Source organism: Nonomuraea antimicrobica (genome assembly GCF_039536965.1).
GTDB lineage: Bacteria > Actinomycetota > Actinomycetes > Streptosporangiales > Streptosporangiaceae > Nonomuraea > Nonomuraea antimicrobica.
This window is the reverse complement of sequence record NZ_BAAAZP010000059.1, coordinates 1-15,965: the sequence shown is the minus strand read 5'-3', so window position 1 is coordinate 15,965 and position 15,965 is coordinate 1. Positions and strand designations below refer to the sequence as shown.

14 protein-coding genes are annotated in these 15,965 nt (G+C 71.3%); 6 read left to right on the top strand and 8 right to left on the bottom strand.

Annotated features, from left to right (window positions below):
- The first annotated feature begins 266 nt into the window (after positions 1 to 266).
- The 3 genes from ABD844_RS15855 (at position 267) to phoH2 (ending at position 3,086) form a co-directional block, all read left to right on the top strand.
- Positions 267 to 743 (top strand): hypothetical protein, encoded by a 477-nt coding sequence (locus tag ABD844_RS15855; RefSeq protein ID WP_344877545.1) that lies wholly within the window; start codon positions 267 to 269, stop codon positions 741 to 743.
- Between the two features lie 56 nt (positions 744 to 799).
- Positions 800 to 1,561 (top strand): isoprenyl transferase, encoded by a 762-nt coding sequence (locus ABD844_RS15850; protein ID WP_344877543.1) that lies wholly within the window; start codon positions 800 to 802, stop codon positions 1,559 to 1,561.
- Between the two features lie 205 nt (positions 1,562 to 1,766).
- Positions 1,767 to 3,086 (top strand): RNA 5'-3' helicase PhoH2, encoded by a 1,320-nt coding sequence (phoH2, locus tag ABD844_RS15845; RefSeq protein ID WP_344877541.1) that lies wholly within the window; start codon positions 1,767 to 1,769, stop codon positions 3,084 to 3,086.
- Here phoH2 and ABD844_RS15840 read toward each other — a convergent pair.
- The 3 genes from ABD844_RS15840 to ABD844_RS15830 are packed head-to-tail and all read right to left on the bottom strand — an operon-like array spanning position 3,076 to position 5,698.
- Complete coding sequence (locus ABD844_RS15840) at positions 3,076 to 3,618, bottom strand: hypothetical protein (protein WP_344877539.1); 543 nt, start codon at positions 3,616 to 3,618, stop codon at positions 3,076 to 3,078. The two genes, phoH2 and ABD844_RS15840, sit on opposite strands and share 11 nt — an antisense overlap.
- Positions 3,615 to 5,027, bottom strand: a complete 1,413-nt coding sequence (locus ABD844_RS15835; protein WP_344877537.1) for a sensor histidine kinase — start codon at positions 5,025 to 5,027, stop codon at positions 3,615 to 3,617. The genes ABD844_RS15840 and ABD844_RS15835 overlap by 4 nt, the downstream gene beginning before the upstream one ends.
- Positions 5,024 to 5,698 (bottom strand): response regulator, encoded by a 675-nt coding sequence (locus tag ABD844_RS15830; protein WP_344877535.1) that lies wholly within the window; start codon positions 5,696 to 5,698, stop codon positions 5,024 to 5,026. Before ABD844_RS15830 ends, ABD844_RS15835 begins: the two co-directional genes overlap by 4 nt.
- Before the next feature lie 267 nt (positions 5,699 to 5,965).
- Between ABD844_RS15830 and ABD844_RS15825 the strand changes: the two genes are divergently transcribed.
- On the top strand, positions 5,966 to 6,685 hold the full coding sequence (locus ABD844_RS15825; RefSeq protein WP_344877533.1) for an aggregation-promoting factor C-terminal-like domain-containing protein: 720 nt from the start codon (positions 5,966 to 5,968) through the stop codon (positions 6,683 to 6,685).
- A gap of 70 nt (positions 6,686 to 6,755) precedes the next feature.
- Complete coding sequence (locus ABD844_RS15820; protein ID WP_344877531.1) at positions 6,756 to 8,753, top strand: glycosyltransferase family 2 protein; 1,998 nt, start codon at positions 6,756 to 6,758, stop codon at positions 8,751 to 8,753.
- Here the strand turns inward: ABD844_RS15820 and ABD844_RS15815 are convergent.
- The 5 genes from ABD844_RS15815 to ABD844_RS15795 are packed head-to-tail and all read right to left on the bottom strand — an operon-like array spanning position 8,743 to position 14,819.
- Positions 8,743 to 9,888 (bottom strand): alpha/beta hydrolase family protein, encoded by a 1,146-nt coding sequence (locus tag ABD844_RS15815; RefSeq protein ID WP_344877529.1) that lies wholly within the window; start codon positions 9,886 to 9,888, stop codon positions 8,743 to 8,745. The two genes, ABD844_RS15820 and ABD844_RS15815, sit on opposite strands and share 11 nt — an antisense overlap.
- On the bottom strand, positions 9,889 to 10,887 hold the full coding sequence (locus ABD844_RS15810) for an alpha/beta fold hydrolase (RefSeq protein ID WP_344877527.1): 999 nt from the start codon (positions 10,885 to 10,887) through the stop codon (positions 9,889 to 9,891).
- A complete protein-coding gene (locus ABD844_RS15805) occupies positions 10,884 to 12,158 on the bottom strand; it encodes an MFS transporter (RefSeq protein WP_344877525.1) in 1,275 nt (424 codons plus the stop codon). Before ABD844_RS15805 ends, ABD844_RS15810 begins: the two co-directional genes overlap by 4 nt.
- Before the next feature lie 31 nt (positions 12,159 to 12,189).
- Complete coding sequence (locus ABD844_RS15800) at positions 12,190 to 14,067, bottom strand: helix-turn-helix domain-containing protein (protein ID WP_344877523.1); 1,878 nt, start codon at positions 14,065 to 14,067, stop codon at positions 12,190 to 12,192.
- Positions 14,067 to 14,819 carry a 3-hydroxybutyrate dehydrogenase gene (locus ABD844_RS15795; RefSeq protein ID WP_344877521.1) on the bottom strand — a complete coding sequence of 251 codons (753 nt, stop codon included), beginning with the start codon at positions 14,817 to 14,819 and terminating at the stop codon, positions 14,067 to 14,069. Before ABD844_RS15795 ends, ABD844_RS15800 begins: the two co-directional genes overlap by 1 nt.
- A 241-nt stretch (positions 14,820 to 15,060) precedes the next feature.
- Between ABD844_RS15795 and trpD the strand changes: the two genes are divergently transcribed.
- Positions 15,061 to 15,965: anthranilate phosphoribosyltransferase (trpD, locus tag ABD844_RS15790; RefSeq protein WP_344877519.1), on the top strand; the 905-nt coding region annotated here is incomplete at its 3' end.

The window sequence follows — 15,965 nt, the reverse complement described above, 5'->3', positions numbered from 1 at the left end:
CGTACGCGCGGGCTCGCACCACGCCGCCGCCCGACTACCGCACCGACGCCGCCGACTTCGCGGCCTGGCTGCGCGAGCGCGGCCGGATGCCGGAGGCCGAGCCGCCGCCCCGGCGCCGATGGTGGGCACGCCTGCCCGGCCTGCGCTGATCGCGGCGGCGGTTTAACCGGCAAGGGGGCGGAAACGGGGAGGGAATGGGGGGACTACGCTGCGTCGATGGCTCGTACCTTACCGTCACGCCCGTCGCGTGCACGGACAGCGTCGGCATGCCGTACGAGGTCACCCTGGAGCTGCATCGCGACGGCACTTCGTACGGGAGCGTCGGTGAGCGGTGCGGCTGGCTGCTGGCCCGGCTGGCGCACGGCGTGGACGAGGCCCGCCAGGGCCGGGGAGAGGCCGTGCGGTGGACCGACCCCGACGACCGTTTCCCCGGCGAGGAGCCCGACGATGAGCTGTTCTCCTTCCGCTACCGCACCCGCAAGGGGCTGGCGGGCGGCGGCGAGCTGCGCTGTCAGCTCAGGACCATCCCGGTGTGGCAGCCGGGGCCCGGCGAGTGGCGGCTGACCAGGAGGGCCTACGTGGAGGCGTGGGCCGCCACGGGCGAGGGCGCCCGGGCGGTGCTGACGTCCTCGGAGCTGTCGGTGTTCGTGCGCCAGCTCGTGAATGAGGCGGAAGGGTGTCTAGAAGGTAGAGATATGGCGCAGAATGCGGTACTCGGAGCAGGCACGGTTGATTCGCGGTGATAATTGCCTGTTAAGGCATGTGACCAAAGGCACGAGCACCGCTGGGGAGGCACTCCGTGGGCGTGCGCGATCTGGTCTACCGGCTGTACGAACACCGGCTGGAGGCCAAGCTGTCGAAGGACAGCATCCCCCGGCACGTCGGGGTCATCATCGACGGCAACCGCCGCTGGGCGCGGGCGATGGGGATGCGCGACGTGGCCTCGGGCCACCGCAAGGGTGCGGACAAGATCTCCGAGCTGCTCGGCTGGTGCCGGGAGACCGGCGTCGAGGTCGTCACGGTGTGGATGTTGTCCAACGACAACCTCAACCGTCCGAGGGAGGAGCTGGAGCCGCTCCTGCGCATCATCGAGGACGTGACGCAGGAGCTGGTGGCGGAGGGCTGGCGCATCAGCCCCGTCGGCGCGCTCGATCTGCTCCCGGACCGCACGGCTAATGTCCTGAAAAATGCAAAAGAAGCGTCATCACACCGTCCGGGCCTGATTGTGAACGTTGCAGTTGGGTATGGAGGAAGGCGTGAGATTGCCGATGCGGTGCGCTCACTGCTCCAAGAGCAAGCGAGCAAGGGAGCGAGCATCGAGGACCTCGTCGAGGTGCTCGATGTCGAGCACATCGCGGAGCATCTCTACACTCGCGGCCAGCCCGACCCGGACCTCCTCATCCGGACCTCGGGCGAGCAGCGTCTGTCCGGCTTCATGCTCTGGCAGAGCGCTCATTCTGAGTTCTACTTCCACGAGGCGTACTGGCCGGACTTCCGCAGGGTCGACTTCCTGCGAGCGCTGCGTGATTACGCTGCGAGACACCGACGTTACGGTTCCTGACACGACATTCGGGTATCCAGGACGTAACGTTGGAAGTGTCCGGTCACAGGCCGGACATTTCGGAGAGGGCCCGCCTTTGCACCAACATCTGCCGAGGGGGCCGGATCCGGCGCCGACGGCAGTACGCGGTCGGGGACGCGGGTCCGGTCCGATTCCCACCTCGTCTGCAGGGTGCCCGCACCAAGGGGTACCCGGGGGAGAACGTGTGGCAGTGTCCTCGAGCAACCCTACTCACCAGTCGGCCAAGCGCACGTACGTGCTGGACACTTCGGTCCTGCTGGCCGACCCGGCGGCAATGACCCGGTTCGCCGAGCACGATGTCGTCCTTCCGATCGTGGTCATCACGGAGCTGGAAGGCAAGCGGCATCATCCCGAGCTCGGCTACTTCGCGAGGAAGGCCCTGCGCTACCTCGACGAGCTACGGGTCCAGTACGGCAGGCTGGACGAGCCGATGCCGACTGGGGATGGCACGATCAGGGTGGAGCTCAACCACAGTGACCCGTCCATCTTGCCCGTCGGCTTCCGCCTGGGCGACAACGACACGCGGATACTCACCGTGGCCCGCTCGCTGGCCGCCGAGGGCCGTGACGTCGTCCTGGTGTCGAAAGACCTGCCGATGCGGGTCAAAGCGGCCTCGATCGGCCTGTCGGCCGAGGAGTACCGCGCCGAACTGGTGGACGAATCCGGCTGGACGGGGATGACCGAGATCCAGGTGACCGCCGAAGACGTCGAGACGCTCTTCGACGTGGGCACCGCCGACCTGGACGAGGCCAGAGACCTGCCCGCGCACACCGGCCTGCGGCTGCTGTCGGCCAAGGGCTCGGCGCTGGGCCGGGTGCAGCCCGACAAGTCCGTACGCCTCGTACGGGGCGACCGCGAGATCTTCGGACTGCACGGCCGCTCCGCCGAGCAGCGCATCGCGCTCGACCTGCTGATGGACCCGGAGATCGGCATCGTCTCGCTCGGCGGCCGGGCCGGCACCGGCAAGTCGGCGCTGGCGCTCTGCGCGGGTCTGGAGGCCGTGCTGGAGCGCCGCCAGCACCGCAAGGTCATCGTCTTCCGCCCCATCTACGCCGTCGGCGGCCAGGAGCTCGGCTACCTGCCCGGCACCGAGGGCGAGAAGATGGGCCCCTGGGCCCAGGCGGTCTACGACACGCTCGGCGCCATCACCTCGCCCGAGGTGATCGAGGAGGTGCTCGACAGGGGCATGCTGGAGGTGCTCCCGCTGACGCACATCCGCGGCCGGTCGCTGCACGACGCGTTCGTGATCGTGGACGAGGCCCAGTCGCTGGAGCGCGGGGTGCTGCTCACCGTCCTGAGCAGGATCGGCGCCAACTCACGGGTGGTGCTCACCCACGATGTGGCCCAGCGCGACAACCTGCGGGTCGGTCGGCACGACGGCGTCGTGGCGGTGGTGGAGAAGCTCAAGGGCCACCCGCTGTTCGCCCACGTCACGCTGACCAGGTCCGAGCGCTCTCCGATCGCCGCCCTGGTGACGGAGATGCTGGAGGACATCACGATGTGATGTCCTCGAGTTGGCCGCACGTGAACTGCCCCTCCGTCTTGGCGGGGCGGTTCTCGTTCACCCGTACGATCTTGACCTGCTCGAACGCCGCGTCCTGCTGGGCCGTGCAGACGATCTGCGCCTTGCCCAGGTTGGTCAGCGTGCCGTCGCCGCTGATGTAGACGGTCAGCGTCGAGGTGCGCGGGAGCTGGACCTCGTCGCGCTGCGGCGGGTTGATCGAGTCCTTGATCCGCAGGTAGGTGAAGGCGCGCAGCGCCGTGTCCCGGTCGCCCAAGGGCTGCGTGGAGGCGGCGAAGAGCGCCGTCAGCAGGCTCGCGACGGTGTCGTCGTCGACGTCGGCCGGTTCCAGGGCGAGCTTCCCGCCCCTGATGAGGAAGATCGTCTTGGACGGCGGCGGGATCGCGATGGTGGGCGCGTTGCCCCGGTCCTGTACGTCGGTGGGGGAGATGCCGCAGGCCGTGCCGGCCAGCAGGACGGCCAGCAGGACGGCCGGCAGGGCGGTGAGCGCCAGAAGGGTGCGGATGGGCTTCATACGTGGGGGAGCCAGACCGTGAAGAGGGTGCCGGGGTTCTGGGGGCGCACGGAGATCGTGCCCCCGTGCAGTTGGACGTTGGCCCTGGCGATGGCCAGGCCCAGCCCGCTGCCGTGGCTGCGCGTCCGGCCCGCGCCGGCCTTGAAGAAGCGGTCGAAGACGTGCGGCAGCGCCTCGGGCGGGATGCCCTTGCCGTGGTCGCGCACCTTCACCTCCAGGCCGTTCTCCGTGGCCCTGGCGGCGACCACCACCGGGGGCAGGCCGTGCTTGAGCGCGTTGCCCACGAGGTTGGCCACGATGACGTCGAACCTGCCCGTGTCCAGGTTGGCGGTCAGGCCCTGGGACGCCCTCACCGTCACCTGGTCGCTCCAGCCGCGTACCTTCAGGCAGTCCTCGATGGCGTCGGCCACGCTCACGGGTTCGAGGTTGAGCGTGGCCGTGCCGGCGTCGAAGCGGCTGATCTCGATGAGGTGCTCGACCAGCTCGCGCAGGCGCTCGATCTCCCGCAGCACCAGCCGTACGGCCTCCGCGGGCGCTTCGGGGAGGTGCTCGGCCTCGTCCGAGAGCATGTCGGCCACGGCCGTCATGGCGGTCAGCGGCGTACGCAGCTCGTGCGAGACGTCGGCCACGAACCGGCGCGACATGGCCTCCAGCGAGCGCAGCTCCGACACGCTCAGCTCCAGCGCGGCGGCGGCGTCGTTGAACCTGGCGGTCAGCCCGGCCAGCTCGTCCTGGCCGTGCACGGGCAGGCGCGTGTCCAGGTGGCCCCGGCCGAGCGCCTGGGCCGCCGCGCTCAGCCGCCGTACCGGCAGCAGCACCTGCCGGGCCGACAGCAGCGCCACGACCAGGGCGATCAGCACGATGACCACGCCCGTCTGGGTGAGCGTGTTCCTGAGCGTGGCGAGCTGGGCCTCGTCGTCGCGCATGGGGAAGAAGACGAACGCGCGCAGCCCGGTGGCCTCGGCCACGCCCGCGTTGTCGCGGTAGACCTCGGCGCCGACGATGAGGTACAGCTCGTTGTCGATGATCTTGCGCTGGGTGACGACGCTCTGCTTGGCCCGGCCGTGCAGCTCGTTGGGCACGTCGTTCATCGACAGGGGGCCCTCGGAGGAGACCTGGTGGCCGTACTCGACCAGCACGCTGCGGCCGGGCCCGCTGAGCGCGTGGGCCACCCGGTCGAGCTCCCTGGAGGTGGGCGCGGCCTCGCCGGGCCTGAGCTTGCCGATCGGGAAGGTGATGCTGCCGAGCTCCCTGGTCACCAGGTCGAGCGCGGTGGTCTCGGCCCGGGTGACGAGCGCGGTCTTGGCCAGCTCGAAGCCGATGGTGGCCACCAGCAGCGAGGCGGTGACGGCGACGAGCGTGAACGTGATGACCAGGCGGGCGCGCAGTCCCGTGGGGCGGGGGATCACGGGGGGCTGAACCGGTATCCGAAGCCGCGGACGGTGTGGATGAACACGGGCTCGGCGGGTTTGGGCTCGATCTTCGCCCGGATCCGCTGCACGCAGGCGTCCACCAGGCGGGAGTCGGCGATGTGCGTGTGGTCCCACACCACGCGCAGCAGGTAGCGGCGGTTGAGCACCTGGCCGGGGTGCCGTACGAGTTCCAGCAGCAGTCGCAGCTCCGTGGGGGTCAGGTGGATCTCCTTGCCGGCCAGCATGACCTTCAATGCGCCCCGGTCGATCACGAGGTCGCCGAAGGTGATGCGGTCGGAGGCGGCGGACTCGGCCCGGCGCAGCACGGCGCGGATCCGGGCGTCCAGGACGCGGGGCTCGACCGGTTTGACCACGTAGTCGTCGGCGCCGGCCTCCAGCCCGACGACCACGTCGAGGTCGTCGCCGCGGGCTGTGAGCAGGATGACGGGGAGCTGGTCGAGCTTGCGCACCCGGCGGCACACCTCGACGCCGTCGATGCCGGGGAGCATGACGTCGAGTATCGCGATCTCGGGGCGGCGGGCCCTGATGTGGTCGAGGGCCTCCTCGCCCGTCGCGTACGACGTGACGGAGTGTCCCTGCCGGGTCAGCGCCAGCTCCAGAGCTGTACGGACCGAGGGATCGTCTTCAACGAGAAGGATGCCAGCCACGCGCACATTATTATTCCATGTCCCGATTATCCGGTATGTGTCATCAAACTGTGACACGGCGCGGATGAGATCCCGAAGTGCGCACGCCACCCTGAAAGCGGCTTCCCTTCGGTGACGGGCGCCTGAAGGGAGGCCGGTTCCCGGTGTGACCAAAGTCACAATTTTTCGGAAACGAGACGCTAACCTGCCAGTTGGTGAAATTTACGCCAAGCGATTCTCGCGTTTCGGTTGCGGAGCACCCCCCAGGACAGGGCAAGCTCATCCATCGTGAGCCCAGGTCCGCAGTTGAGCGAGCGCCCCGCGAAGGAACGACGTCGTGCGGCGCGCAGGCCCTCGCGCGTCACTCCCAAGCGCGTCGTCATCACCGTCCTCACGGTGGTGACCGTCTTCGGCGGCGGAGGGTTCGTCACCTACCGCGCCATCGAGAACGCCAAGCAGCCGCCCCAAGACCCCTTCAGCCTCCAGGACCTGGGCAAGCTGGCCAGCGGCGACCTCTACGCGCCCGACCCCGAGTCCGACGTGCTCAAGGCCGAGGCCGAGCAGGCGGCCCGTGCCGACAAGCTCAAGAAGGACCGCGAGGGGGCGGCCGGCAAGAACGCCGACCTCGACTGGGTCGTGCCCAAGCAGGCCCCAGGCGGCAACGGCTTCCCCGCCATCAACTTCCCGCCCGGCAGCGACCCCTCGCCGGGCAGCAACAAGGCCACCGCGAAGGCCATGCTGTCCTCGTTCGGGTTCGGCGGCGACCAGTGGGGCTGCCTGGAGCGGCTCTGGCACAAGGAGAGCGGCTGGAACGAGCGGGCGATGAACCGCTACTCCGGCGCGTACGGCATCCCGCAGTCGCTGCCCGGCACCAAGATGGCCAGCGCGGGCTCCGACTGGCAGACCAATGCCGCCACCCAGATCAAGTGGGGCCTCGGCTACATCAAGGGCCGCTACGGCACGCCCTGTGCTGCCTGGGGCCACTCACAGTCCGTGGGCTGGTATTAACAGGTCAACTTTCCGCCTCTAATCGGCAAGCCGTCGCGCCCGATCCTGTATACGGGCGCACGCTGGCCGCATGGGTGTGAAGGTCAGTGTGATCGTCAATGTCCACAATCCGGGTGACACCGCCGACGCGTGCATCCGCTCCGCGCTGGAGCAGACGATGCCCCCGGACGAATACGAAGTGATCTTCGTGGACGACGGGTCCACGGACGGCATCGCCGAGCGGCTGGACACCATCGCCACCGTCCGCCCGAACGTCCGCACGCTGCACCTGCCGCACACGGGGACGCCGATGCGCGCGCGCAACGTGGGCCTGGCCGCGGCGGCCGGCGAATACGTGTTCTTCCTCGACCAGCGCGACCGCCTGGAACGCGACGCCGTCGAGCGCATGCACGAGCGCGCCGTCGAGACCGACGCGGACGTGCTGGTCGGCCGCCTGGTCCGCGACTACGGCCCGCCGCTGACCGCGTTCGGACGCAGCACCGCCCACGCCGACATCCTGCGCGACCGGCTGCTCAGCGTGCTCTTCCCGCAGCAGCTCTACCGCCGCGCATTCCTGGAGGAGCACGAGCTGGGCTTCGCCGTGCCGGGCGGGCGCATGGGCGAGCAGGCGTTCGTGCTGCGGGCCTACCTGCACGCCAAGGTCCTCGTCGTGCTGGCCGAGCACGTCTGCTGCCACCTCGGGCCGCGCCCGGACGCCGAGGAGGACCCGCGCGCGATCGTCAAGGAGCTGCACGCGCTGCTCGACGACATCGACGCCTACGAGGGCGAGGGCCGCCAGCGCGACCGCATGTACGCCTACTGGTTCCGCTACGCCGTCCTGCGCCCGCTGGTGACCGCCAAGTTCGCCGACTCCTCCGTGGACCGGGGCGTGTACTTCCGCGTCGTGCAGGAGCTGATGCAGCGGCGCTTCCCCGAGACCCTCGACCGCCACCTGCCGGTCCAGCTCCGCCTGGTCGCCGCGTACGTGCGGACGGGCCGCCTGGACCAGATCGTGCTGCTGGGCAACTCCACCAAGCGCGCCGGCCTGCGCGCCGACCTCACCGAGGTGAGCTGGGACGCCCACGTCCTGGTGCTGGGGCTGAGCGTGGAGGTGCTGGCCGGCGACGGCACACCTGACAGGTACGTGGTGGACGGCGACCGCCTGCACTGGTCACCGCCGCGCCCGCTGGACACCAAGCAACTCTCGCCGGACGTCACCGACGTCACCGACGCCGTCGAACGTGCCCGCATCGAGGTCTACGTCCGACACACCGAGACCGGGCTCGTGCACTTCCTGCCGCTGACCCAGCACGTCGAGCGCGTCCAGGACGGCCGCCGCCGGGTCCGGATCAGGATCAGGGGGGAGAGCAGGCTCGACATCAGCACCGCCGCCGTGGGCGAGCCGCTGCGGCCGGGCCAGTGGGAGGTGCACGTACGCATGTTCAGCGGCGCCAACCAGGCCAGGAGCCGCGTCAGCCGCCCCGAGGGCCCGCTGAACTGCCTCGGCGTGCTGGCCCAGCGGCCCAGGATGCGGCTGGTGGTGCCGTGTTGGAGCGACCGGGGCGAGCTGGGCCTGGCCGTCGAGCCCCGCTCGTTCTCCGAGTCGATCGCGCTGGTGTCGCCGGGCGTGGAGGTCAGGCACCTCGGCAAGCACCTGTTCGTCGTGCTGCCGGTGCCGTACGTGCCGCCGAGCGGCGGCCCGCCCCTGGAGCTGGTGATGCGCGGCACCGGCCGGCGCGCCCGCGAGGTGAGCGCGCCGGCCCTGGTCGAGGCGGGCGTGCCGGGCAGGCTCGCCGGGCAGCTCGTGGCCAAGGTGCCCGTCAAGCGGCTGATGCCGGACGTGGAGCACCTGGGCCCGGGGAACTGGATGTGCTCGCTGCGCTCCTCGGAGGAGGAGGTCGGGCTGCGGTTCGCGCTGGAGATGCGCCGGGGCAAGATCGAGGTGCACCCGGCCGCCGGGGTCGACCCGGGGCGGCGCTCGCCCCTGGGCCGCGACACCGCGCTGCACCGGCTCGGCAGGAGGCTGCCCGGCGCGCGGCACATCGTGCGCCTGGCGCGCGCGGGCGGCCATCGCTACCTCAAGGACTGACCCAGCCCTCCAGCTCCTCGAAGGCGCTCCTGAAGACCGGCAGCATCGGTTTGAGACGGTCGGGGTAGACGTCCACGAGGCTGTCGAGGTGGTTGCCGCCCTCGACCCGGTAATAGCGGAAGGGCCGGTGCGGGCCGACCATCTCGGCGTAGACGTCGGAGTCGCGCGAGATCGGCAGCAGCGTGTCCAGGGTGCCGTGGAGGGTGATGAGCGGCTTGGTGATGCGGCCGGTCAGCGCGATCTTCGCCACGGCCGCGTACGGCCTGCGCCGGTCGTAGTCGTAGTCGGCCGCCGCGCCCTGGTACGACGGGTCCAGCTCCTTCTGGTAGAGCTGCTGGGTCAGCTCCCAGTAGTACTGCCGGTGGAAGGGCCACAGGAACTCCGAGCCCGCCGCGAACCCGGCCGCCCGCACCCCCGCCTCGTCCGGGTACGCCTTCAGCGCGGGAGGCAGGACGTTCAGCAGGTTGTCGCCCTTGACCCGCCAGAGCGTGCCCTCCCAGTCCACGCCGCCGTCGTAGAGCCACCCGCGGTTCTCCAACTGCCACCTGACCAGGTAGCCGCCGTTGGAGATGCCGGCGGCGAACGTGCGCTCGGGCTTCCTGCCGTACCGCTGGCGTACGACGGCCTTGGCGGCCACCGTGAGCTGGGTGACGCGCCGGTTCCACTCGGCGATGGCGTCGCCCGGCTCGCGGCCGTCGAGGTGGAAGTCCACGCCGACGTTGCCCTTGTCCGTGGCGGCGAACGCGTAGCCCTTCGACAGCACCCAGTCGGAGATCGTGTAGTCGTTGGCGTACTGCTCCCTGTTGCCCGGGGTGCCGCTGACGACCAGGCCGCCGTTCCACTCGTCGGGCAGCCTGATCACGAATTGGGAGTCGTGGTTCCAGCCGTGCGTGGCGTTGCCGGTGGAGGTGTCGGGGAAGTAGCCGTCGATCTGCGTGCCGGGCACGCCGGTGGGGTTGACCGTGGCCGCCGAGTGCAGCCCGGCCCAGTCGGCCGGGTCGGTGTGGCCGGTCCGAACGGTGCCGGCCGTGGTCAGGTCGGCGAGGGCGGCGACCTCGGCGCGCTCCGCGCCCGGCACGGTGAGGCGCGGCTGGGCCTGGTGCGGCGCGGGCGTGAGTAAGCTCGCGACCAGCATCTACGCCCCCTTCAGGTGCTCGGCCAGGAGCCGGCTGAACTCGGCGGGGTGCTCCAGGTGCGGGCTGTGGCCGCAGTCGTCCAGCACGACCTCCCGGTACGCGCCGTACCGCGCCAGCACCGCCCGGGTCTGGGCCACCATGGGCTGGGCCGGGGTGCCGGGCGAGCCGGGCACCACGCCGATCGTCCCCAGGTGGGCCAGGTCGAAGAGGGACGTGTCGGAGACGATCACGTCGTCGGCGCCCCTGACCCACAGGACGGGCGGCTTGGGGTCGATCTCGTGGAGGTCGTCGAGCCGGAAGTGGGTGGGGGCGATGGAGTTGAGCACGCCGGTCTTGCCCGGCGCCACGCCCGGCCAGGCGTCGGAGGCGGCGGTGTCACCCGGGTAGTGGGTCTCGCCGACGCGGGTGGTCAGCATCGCGGCGACGTAGAAGTCCTCGTCGGGCACGGGGTTCTTGACGTAGGTGGAGCGGAAGACGTTGCGCGGCGACGTGGGGGACTCCTCCGACAGGTCGCCCGCCTGGAGCCGGCTGACGAAGTCGGGATTGGCCGCGCCGGCGCCCGCGCCCGTGCCGTCCGGGTGGGTGAGCCGCCCGTCTGGGCCCTCTGTGCCGCCCCAGCCGTACGGGGAGACGGGGTTGACCAGCGTGAGGCTCCTGACGAGGGCCGGGCGGTCGCGCAGCGCCTGGAGCACGACGCCGCCGCCCAGGCTCCAGCCGACCAGGTGCACCCCGTCCAGGCCCAGCGCCTCGACCAGCTCGATCACGTCGTCGGAGTAGTCGCGCAGGCCCCGGGTGGCGTCCACGGGCGCGGGGTCGCTGTCGCCGAACCCGCGCAGGTCCACCGCGAGCGGCCGGTAGCCCTCGGGCAGCGCCGCCAGGGTGTCGCGCCAGAAGGCACTGGAGGAGACGTTCCCGTGCACGAACAGCACGGGCTCCCCGGTGGTCCTGCCCTCGACGGTCAGGACGTGCTGGGTGAGCCTCGGCGTGGTGACCTTCATCGCGTGTGGATCCCTTCTGTGAGGTCGCTGCCCCGGGTCTCGCGGGCGGCGAAGACGGCGGCGAGGGTGAGCACCGCCGCCACGCCAAGGTAGGCGGAGATGGGCACGCTGCTCGAATACTCCCGCAAGAGCGCCACCGCGATGATCGGGGCCAGCGCCCCGGCCACGATGGCAGAGAGCTGCGCGCCGATGGACACGCCGGTGTAGCGGGTCCTGGTGGCGAACAGCTCGGAGAAGAAGGCCGCCTGGGGGCCGTACATCATGCCGTGGAAGAGCAGGCCGACGGTGATGGCGAGAGTGATCGCCAGGAAGTTGCCCGTGTCCACGAGCGGGAAGAACGCGAAGATCCACAGACCGATCCCGGCGGCGCCCGCCAGGTAGATCGGGCGGCGTCCGAGCCGGTCCGACAGCGCCCCCCACATCGGGATCGTCACGAAGTGGATGGCCGAGGAGATCAGCACGGCGTTCAGCACGGTGGAGTTCTCGATGCCCTGTTGCTTGGCGTACGTGATGACGAAGACGGTCAGCAGGTAGAAGGAGATGTTCTCGGCCAGGCGCGCGCCGATCGCGACGACCACGTCCTTCGAGTGATGCCGCAGCACCCCCACGATCGGGGCCCGCTCGGCGGGCGGCGCCTGCTCGAACACCGGCGACTCGCTGATCGTCAACCGGATCCAGAGCCCGATCAGCACCAGCACGCCCGACAGCAGGAACGGCACCCGCCACCCCCACGACAGGAACGCCTCCTCCGGCTGCCAGGCCGCCAGCGCCGCCAGCACGCCGGTGGCCAGCAGGTTCCCGCCGGGGGCGCCGGCCTGCGGCCACGAGGCCCAGAAGCCGCGCCGCGCCGTGTCGCCGTGCTCGGAGACGATCAGCACCGCGCCGCCCCACTCGCCGCCGAGCGCGAAGCCCTGCACCAGCCGCAGCGCCGTCAGCACCAGCGCCGCGGACGGCCCCAGCGTCTCGTACGTCGGCAGGCAGCCGATCAGGAACGTGGCCGCGCCCATCATGAGCAGGCTGACGACCAGCAGCGTCTTGCGGCCGACGCGGTCGCCGAAGTGGCCGAAGACCAGGCCGCCCAGCGGACGGGCGACGAATCCGACGGCGTAGGTCAGGAACGACAGCAGCGTGCCGGTCAGCGGGTCGGACTCGGGGAAGAAGAGCTGGTTGAACACGAGGGCGGCTGCCGAGCCGTACAGGAAGAAGTCGTACCACTCGATGGTGGTGCCGATCAGGCTCGCGGCGACGATCTTCTTGATGGAAGTGGCCATGCCGGTCACCGTAGGTTGTGACCGGGGTCACTCATATGGTGTGCGGACCTACAGTCTTCCGGGCCGATGTGTGGCCCAGCCGGTGCAGGCGGAGCGCGAGCTGGATCTCCAGGGCCCGCTCCGGGTCCAGCCAGCCCTCGCCCAGCAGCCTGCCGACGCGGTCGAGCCGCTGGGTGACCGTGTTGACGTGGATGTGCATGACCTCGGCCGTACGCGAGGGGGAGCCGCCCGTGCCGAAGTAGGCGGTCAGCGTGTCGCCCAGCGCGGTGCCCCGGCGGGCGTCGTAGTCGATCACGGCGCCGAGCACGCGGTCGACGAAGCCGCGCACGTCGCGGCCGTCGCCGACGAGCAGCCCGACGAACCCCAGCTCGGCCGCGCTCGCCCCGTCACCTGCCCGGCCGAGCGCGATCAGCGCCTCGGCGCACCTGCGCGCCTCCTGGTAGGCGGCGGCGACGTCGCGCACCTGGGTCGCGCCCACGGGGGAGGCGCCGGCCGTCGCCGGGCTGTGCAGCGACGTGGTCAGCTCGGCCGCCGCCCGCTGCGCCAGACCGCCGGCGTCCTGGCCGGGCAGCAGGAGCACCACCTCCTCCTCACCCCGCCCCGCCGCCAGCCCGTGCCGTACGGTGGCCTGCGAGGAGGCCCAGAACGCCGCCCGCTCGCGCTGGCCGGAGTGCTTGACCACCACCACGACGTGCGGCGCGCCCAGGTCCATGCCCAGCCGCCTGGCCCGGTCGGCCAGGCCGGGCGAGCCGGGGCGCGAGATCAGGTCGTCCAGCAGCTCGCCCCTGACCCGCCCCTCGGCCTCGGCCACGCTCCTGCGGAACAGCAGCAGCAACGCGCACACCAGCGCCGCCCGCTCCAGGATGCGCTCGTCGGCGTCGTCGCTGCGCAGGATCAGCGTGCACAGCGGCTCACCGCCGACGTCCACGGACGCGATCAGCAGGTCGCCCCTGCGCACCGTACGCCCCAGCGCCCGCGACGCCTGCGCCGCCTCGAACACCCCGGCGTCCAGCTCGCCCACGTCGCCGCTGATCGCCCGGCCCAGGTCGTCGAGCACGGCCAGCGACCCGCCCAGCACGTCGGTGACCACGGCCGCCACGTCCTCGATCCCGCCGCCGCGCAGCACCAGCGAGGTCATCCGGTCGTGCGCCATGGCGGCCCGCTCGACGGCCTCGCCGTGCTCCCTGGCCGTCCTGTGGGCCTGGGACAGCTCCTCCAGCGCGTTCCTGGTCTCCTGCAGCAGCCGGGCGTTGTCGATCGCGACGGCGGCGTGCGCGGCCAGGCTGGCCAGCAGCGACACCTCCTCCTGGTGGAACGGCCGCGCGCTGCGGTTGGCCGCCATCAGCACGCCGATCACCCGCTGGCCCAGCCGCAGCGGCACGCCCAGGATGGCGACCAGGCCCTCCTCCTTGACGGCCTCGTCGATGTGCTCCTTGTGCCGGAACCTGGCGTCGGCGAAGTAGTCGGCCGTCGAGTAGGGGGTGGCCGTCTGCGCCACCAGCCCGCCGAGACCGGCCCCCATGGCCAGCCGCAACGCCCGGAACTTCGCCGAGATCGACCCGTCCGTGACCCGCATGTACGTGTCGCCCCGCTCGGGGTCGTGCAGGGTCATGTAGGCCACGTCGGTGGCCAGGAGCTGCCTGGCCCGGTGCACGATCGCCTCCAGCACGGCGTCGAGGTCGCGCAGCGCGGCCAGGTCGCCCGCCGTGTCGTACAGGGCCGACAGCTCCGCCTCCCGCCGCGCGCGCCGTTTGAGCAGCGCGCGCACCCTGAGCGCCTCGACCTTGGCCTGCTCCAGCTCCTCGATGGCGGCCGGGTCCGCGCCGGCGGCCCTGGCCTGGATGATCGGCCCCTCGAACTCGACCGCCGAAGCCTCCCTGGCCAGCAGCTCCAGAAAGCGCCTGACCACTAGCGGGCCGTCCAGCCGCCGTCCACGGGCAGCGACACCCCGGTGACGAACGACCCGGCAGGCCCGCACAGGTAGGCGACCAGCTCGGCCACCTCCTCGGGCTCGATCAGCCGCTTGATCGCGGCGGGCTCCAGCATGATGTCCGCCACGACCTCCTCGGGGGCGATGCCGTGCACCCGTGCCTGGTCGGCGATCTGCGCCTCGACCAGCCCGGTCCGTACGTACGCGGGGCAGACGCAGGTCGAGGTCACCCCGTGGGCCGCGCCCTCCAGCGCCACCACCTTGGAGAAGCCCTCCAGCGCGTGCTTGGCCGTGACATAGGCCGACTTGTACGGCGAGGCCCGCAGCCCGTGCACCGACGAGATGTGCACGAACCGCCCCCAGCCCCTGGCGTACATGCCGGGCAGCAGCCGGCGCGCGATCAGGAAGGGCGCCTCGACCATCACCCGCATCATCGTGGCGAAGACCTCGGGCGGGAACTCCTCGATCGGCGCCACGTGCTGGAACCCGGCGTTGTTGACCACGATGTCCACGGGCTCGTCGGGCAGTGCCGCGGTGAAGCCGGGATCGCTCAGATCGGCCACCACGGCCGTGCCGCCGACCTCGGCGGCCACCTTCCCGGCGGACTCGGCCCGCATGTCGACGACCAGCACCCTGGCGCCCGCCGCGGCCAGCCGCCGGGCACAGGCCGCCCCGATGCCGCTCCCGGCCCCCGTCACCAGCGCGGTCCGCCCCGTCAGCTCGTTCCCCATACCCCGCACCCTAGGCGGTCCGCGCGGCGCGCCGCATGGGTGCAGGCGACATAGATGCCTGGCGTGATATGTGGATCAAGGGCATCTGCTATGTTGAGGGCATGATCGCGTATTCGTCCCAGTGGTGGCCCGCCTCCTAGGCGGACCACCCGGCGCATGCGCACACGGCCGCCTCGGCGAGGCGGCCGTCACCGTTTTTGGTGGGTGTCCCCCGTCGAGCACTGACGAGAAGGGGACACTCATGATCACCACCTGGCCGCGGCTCCTCACCACGCTGCTCGACGGCGGGTCGCTCACCTCGCGCCAGGCCGCCTGGGCCATGGAGCAGATCGTGTCGGGGCGGGCCACCGACGCCCAGATCGCTGCGTTCGCGGTCGCGCTGCGGGCCAAGGGCGAGAGCGTGGCGGAGGTGTCGGGGCTGGCCGACGGTCTGCTTGCCAGGTCGTCCGCGATCCGGGTCGCGGGAGACCCGGTCGACCTCGTCGGCACCGGCGGCGACCGGGCCGACACCGTGAACATCTCCACCATGGCCGCCGTCGTGGCCGCCGCCGCGGGGGCGAAGGTGGTCAAGCACGGCAGCCGGGCCGCCTCCTCCGCCGCGGGCTCCGCGGACGTGCTCGAAGCGCTCGGCGTGGTCATCGACCTGCCGCCCGCCTCCGTGGTCGAGGTGGTGGACGAGGTCGGCATCACGTTCTGCTTCGCCCCGGTGTTCAACCCGGCGCTGAAACGCACCTCGGGCCCGCGCCGCGAGCTGGGCGTGCCCACGGTGTTCAACTTCCTGGGGCCGCTGACCAACCCGGCGCTGCCGCCCGCGCAGGCGGTGGGGGTCTACCATCCGACGATGGCGCCGGTCATCGCCGGGGTGCTGGCCGAGCGCGGCTGCTCCGCGCTCGTCTTCCGGGGCGACGACGGGCTCGACGAGCTGACGACCTGCGGGCCCTCCACGGTCTGGGTCGTACGCCGGGGCGCGGTGACCCGTACCTCCTTCGACCCGCTCGACCTGTCGATCCCGCGGGCCAGGCTCGACGACCTGCGGGGCGGCGACGCGCGGCACAACGCGGACGTGGCCCGCGCCGTGCTCGGCGGCGAGCGGGGCCCGGTGCGCGACATCGTGCTGCTGAACGCGGCCGCCGCGGTGGTGGCCGC